The sequence below is a fragment of the Microcystis sp. M53603_WE2 genome, from assembly GCF_030065435.1.
Genome location: NZ_JASJFF010001109.1, coordinates 1 through 4,796 on the forward strand (window position 1 = coordinate 1; position 4,796 = coordinate 4,796).

A 4,796-nucleotide genomic window follows, 5' to 3' on the forward strand; every position below is an offset into this window, starting at 1 on the left:
AAAGTCCTCGCAATAATAATTTTTCTGTCTCATTGAGACAACGATTCTCAAGCTTGAGCAGTTGCCCATTAAGAATCTCTTGGATTTCCTCGAATTTCATTATTTTTATCTAAGGTAAGAAGATTTGAAGAAATAGATTATTTGATTTTCCAGTTCCGTTGCAGCCAGAAATATTGAATCTTGACATAACAGCACCGATTCAAAATAGAATTGGTATATTTGACAAACAAGCTGACGAGAACCAGTAACCGACAAAATTGTGCGATGGCAACCCTGAGAGGGATTAGTTTCCCCCCTTGCTAGGAAATTATAGCATTTCTTGTCAAGGTCAATTACACGGCAGCAATTATCTCTTGATCATTTCTATCAAAACCCCTAAGTCTTCAGCGTCTAACTCCTCGATAATCCTATTAAGAATTAATTCGTAAAAATCCTCACAGGAGTTGAATAGACAGGGTTTTAAGTAGGTGGGTGGAATTAAATATAAGATGAACGTAGGTTGGGTTTCATGCTTCAACCCAACCTACGCATGGGTTACGCTACCGCTAACCCATCCTACAAATAATTGTGCCTCCCTACTTAGCAATCAGATGTACTGCATTTCAACTGCCTATTGAGAATTTTAGTACAGTGGCGGCTCCCAATCTTCGCGACAACGGTGAACAGTTACTGTTCAGAGTTCAATACACTTGCTCCCAGAGCTTCTAGGGTTTCTTGCAGCATTTCAGCGCGAGAGACATTACCCTGATCTTTCAATAATTGTAGGCCTTTTTGCCAAATCTCGATCGCCTCATTATAACTACCGAAAACTATATAAGCAACCCCTAGATTTTGGTAAATAGTGGGATTATCCTGGTTTAACTTGAGAGCTTTTTTATAAGCTTTAATCGATTCTGGTAGCCGATGCAGTTGTTTGAGAACCAGTCCTAAATTATAGTAACCATCGGCATAGCTAGGATCAATTTCTACGGTTTTCTCAAAGACAGATAAGGCAGTTTCGTATTTTTCTGCTTCGTATAATAACCCACCGAAATTATTATAAGCACCCAGTTTTAATTTATCTAAAATTGGCTGCTTAATCGCTTTAACAAAATGATCGCCTGATTGCTTAAATTCCTCCACTGAATAATAATAATTAGCGAGATGATAATACAACTCGTATAAAATATGCGGATTAGAGCCATGGCATTTTAAACCGTGTTTGAGCAGCTTAAAACCCTCTTTATCCCTGCCAATCTTCAGATATAACCCTCCCAATTTACTACACACATAGGGATCGTGGGGATGTTGCTGATAAAAACCCTCCATCGCTTTTCTTGCCCGTTCAAACTTATCTAAGCTGGCTATTTTATCGACGGTGTAACCGTAGTGAAAGATAGCAATTTCTGGCAGTTCAACTATTTTCCAACCAGGTTCTTTTTTTAATAAAATAGCCACATTATCATCAATAATTGAGTGATAGGGTCGGGTAAAAGTGACCTGAGGATGTCGGCGAAATAGCCGCGAAATTAGAGAATAAGGTGATTGTACGGCTCCGATTTCATGGCGGATTAAATTAATCACTAAATTTTCCTCTTTTTCCATTGCCCGACGCATTTTCGGTACGATAGCGGCATTTAATTCCTCATCAGCATCAAGGACTAAAATCCAATCGCCAGTAACATATTTTAAAGCCTCATTTCTGGCATCGGAAAAATTACCCCGCCAATCGTAGCTAGGAACTATGGCACCGTAACTTTGAGCAATAGCAATCGTATCATCGGTCGAACCCGTATCCATAACGATCATCTCATCCACCACCCCTTTAACGCTATCCAAACAGCGCCGGAGATTTTCGGCTTCATTTTTGACAATCATGCAGAGACTAAGTTTAGGCATAACTTTACTCACTCTAGCGGTCAATCTTGAGGGATAGCGGCTAATCAATAACCCACTGATTAGCGCTCACCGATTATCGATCATCCTCTGAGTCTACCTTAAACCGTTCTACCGAAGAAAGCAGCTCCCGGGAGATACTCACCAATTTTTGCAGAGAACCCGCCACCCGTTGGGATTCTTGGGAAGTTTCCTGAGCGGTTAACTCCACCGACTGCATAACTTGGGCGACATTGAGGGAATTTTCCCGTTGTTTGACCGTATCGGCGGTAATCGATCGCACCAGCGTATCGATACGATTAGAAACTTGGATAATATCTTCTAGGGACTTCTTCGCCTGTTCCGAGCGCTCGGTGACATCGATAACCTGTTGAATCCCTTCCTCCATCGCCGTCATTACCGAACCCGTTTCCGATTGGATATGTAAAACGATCTGTTCAATTTCCTTAAGCGATTTAGCAGCTCTATCGGCCAACTGACGCACCTCATCGGCCACAACCGCAAAACCGCGGCCCGCCTCTCCTGCTCGCGCCGCTTGAATCGAGGCATTAAGAGCCAATAAATTGGTCCGTGAGGCAATCTGAGAGACTACCGCGACAATTTTCGAGATTTCCTGGGAAGCTTCCGCCAAACGCTTGACTTTTCGCGCCGTTTCTGATACGGTCTCGCGGATTTGTAGAATTCCCGCCACGGTTCTTTCCACGGAATCACCCCCCTTCAGGGCGGTAATCGAGGAAGTGCGGGCGACTTCTTCGGCTTCCCTGGCGTTTTCTGCCACCCGTTGAATTGAGTCGGTCATCATCTGTACCGAATTAAGGGTGACGGCCAATTCCTCCGCCATCCGCAGGGCATCGCTAGACTGATTGCGGGCGAAAGATTCACTATTGGTACTGCCTTGATTCACCTGTTTTGCCGCTTTTTTCACCTGTCGGACAATTTCACGCAGGTTTTGGATAGTCAAATTAAAAGCATCGGCCACCGCCCCTAAAACATCGGCGCTTACCTCCGCTTCCACGGTCAGATCTCCCCGAGCCGCTCCTTCCACATCATCGAGAAGTCGAATCACTTGCCGTTGTAGGTCTTCCCGTTCCCGTTCCGTTTCGGCGGCGCGGCGTTGGGCTTCCGTGGTGGTAGTTACCACCACCCGAGCCATCTGATTGAAACGATTGGCCAGTTGACCGAATTCATCTTCCGAGTAGATCGTCGCTTTAGCGTTAAAATTACCTTCCGAGAGATGATCGAATTGGCTTTGCAGATCGTTGAGACTGCGCTTAATCTGACTAATTAGCAACTGTAAACCTAGCCAAGTCAGGGCCAGGGTTCCCAGTCCGGTTAATAACATCATGGTTAGTACCGGTTGACTGAAGGGGGAAAGACTGGCTGAGGCTGGCGGTTTCGGGGCCGGTTTGGGGGCAACATTTTCGGTTTTTGCCTGGCTATTCGGGGCTGGTTTGGCAGCCAAGAGCGTAGAAAGCCAAGAGGTGGTACTAACGGCAAAAATTATGATCACAGGGGTAATACCCGCTAAAGCCCCTAGGATTAGTTGTTTTTTGCCTAAAGAAGCGTTGACAAAAAAGCCTAATTTGCCCGGATTGACTTCCACCACTGGCTTGAGCAAGAGATCGGAGGCATGGGTAAGATGACTATCTCTTTTGTCATTGGGGGTTTTTAGACGAGAAGGATTAAAACTAGGCTCTCCCACACCAGAACTGGCATTAAGGCGCGCACCGGGTTCGGGGAGAAAACCACCACTTAAAGCTTCCCCCCCCGAAGGGGTAAATAGCTCCCAGTCCCCCAGTCCTTGAACCGTATCCGTCAGAGCCAGTGGGGAAAAACCGTCTAAATCCTCATCATTGAGTTCTGGTTCCCCAAAATCTCCGGTTTCGTCTTCCTCGTATCTTTTTTGAGTGACTCTGCCCTGATTAAGGCCAGTTTTTGCCCCTTGTGGGTGGGTCGATTCCAGGTCAATGGCAAAAGTGCTTTCTTCTAGGGTATCCCTATAGGATAACTCCTGATCTCTACCGGTCAGGGGATTTCCCCCCAGATCAGAGGAAACCATAAAAGTGGCTTCTCCCGTTGACCCTAACTCACCGTCCCACCCTTCCTCCAGCGAGTCAATCTCCGCCGCTTCTAAAAAGGGGAAAGGGGCTTCCCCCTCCGCCGAATCGCTAGACCACTGGGAACCGTGAGAGCCAGGGCCCGGCAGGGTAAGGGAACTAAAGGCGGTTTCCTCCGATTCCTCAAAATCATCGTCATAGGAATGGACTTTACTTACCGTAGGCTCGCTGGGATCCTCCTCATTGAAAAGACTACTATTCCAATCCAGCCCTTTTTTTTGTCCATCGGGGGCAGCCCCTTGCGACTTCCAGGAGCGAGAACGGTTAAAACTTTGACTTGGATCGAAAGCTGCCTCGCTGTAGGCAATGCTTTCCGTAGCAGCGATCGTAAAATCTCCCTCCTCGGCTTCAAAACGCAATTGCCGAATCTGATCGAGACCACGCTGGGCATAATCGGCTAGATCGGAACTATTGGGAGAATTTTTAGCCAATTGCAGCACTTTTTCGTAACGCTCCTCCGCCAATCTGTATTGTTGTAGTCCTAGATGAATGTGACCCTGTAAAAGCATGACATTGGCATCCTCGGGATACTTGCTGATCATCTCTTTGACAATGACGGCGGCATCCTCAAGGTTGCCCTGGCAATAGGCGGTGTTAGCCTTTCTATAGAGTTTTGCGTATTCTGTCCCTGACGGCATTTGCCCCTCCCCTAGTAAAGTTAAATGAAGTAGTTATAGCGTTTCCTGTTCGCACTAGGTACATTATCGATGTTGAAAAGCTTGATTAGCAAAGGTTTAAGTGTGCCACACAGGTGTGAGAACCGCTATAGTAGTTTAGAACTCTTGCAAATTAATTATATGTTAT

Annotated in this window: 2 protein-coding genes; both read right to left on the reverse strand. The window is 46.0% G+C overall.

The features are described 5' to 3' along the window. Nucleotides 1–666: 666 nt before the first annotated feature. Nucleotides 667–1,878 (reverse strand): glycosyltransferase, encoded by a 1,212-nt coding sequence (locus tag PX481_RS23410; protein WP_002757617.1) that lies wholly within the window; start codon nt 1,876–1,878, stop codon nt 667–669. Nucleotides 1,879–1,951: 73 nt separating this feature from the next. Beyond that, a complete protein-coding gene (locus tag PX481_RS23415) occupies nt 1,952–4,630 on the reverse strand; it encodes a methyl-accepting chemotaxis protein (protein WP_288096320.1) in 2,679 nt (892 codons plus the stop codon). Between the last annotated feature and the right edge of the window lie 166 nt (nt 4,631–4,796).

Excerpts from the sequence above, each read along its gene's own strand:
- PX481_RS23410 (WP_002757617.1), bottom strand. The coding sequence starts at position 1,878 with ATGCCTAAACTTAGTCTCTGCATGATTGTCAAAAATGAAGCCGAAAAT.
- PX481_RS23415 (WP_288096320.1), bottom strand. The coding sequence starts at position 4,630 with ATGCCGTCAGGGACAGAATACGCAAAACTCTATAGAAAGGCTAACACC.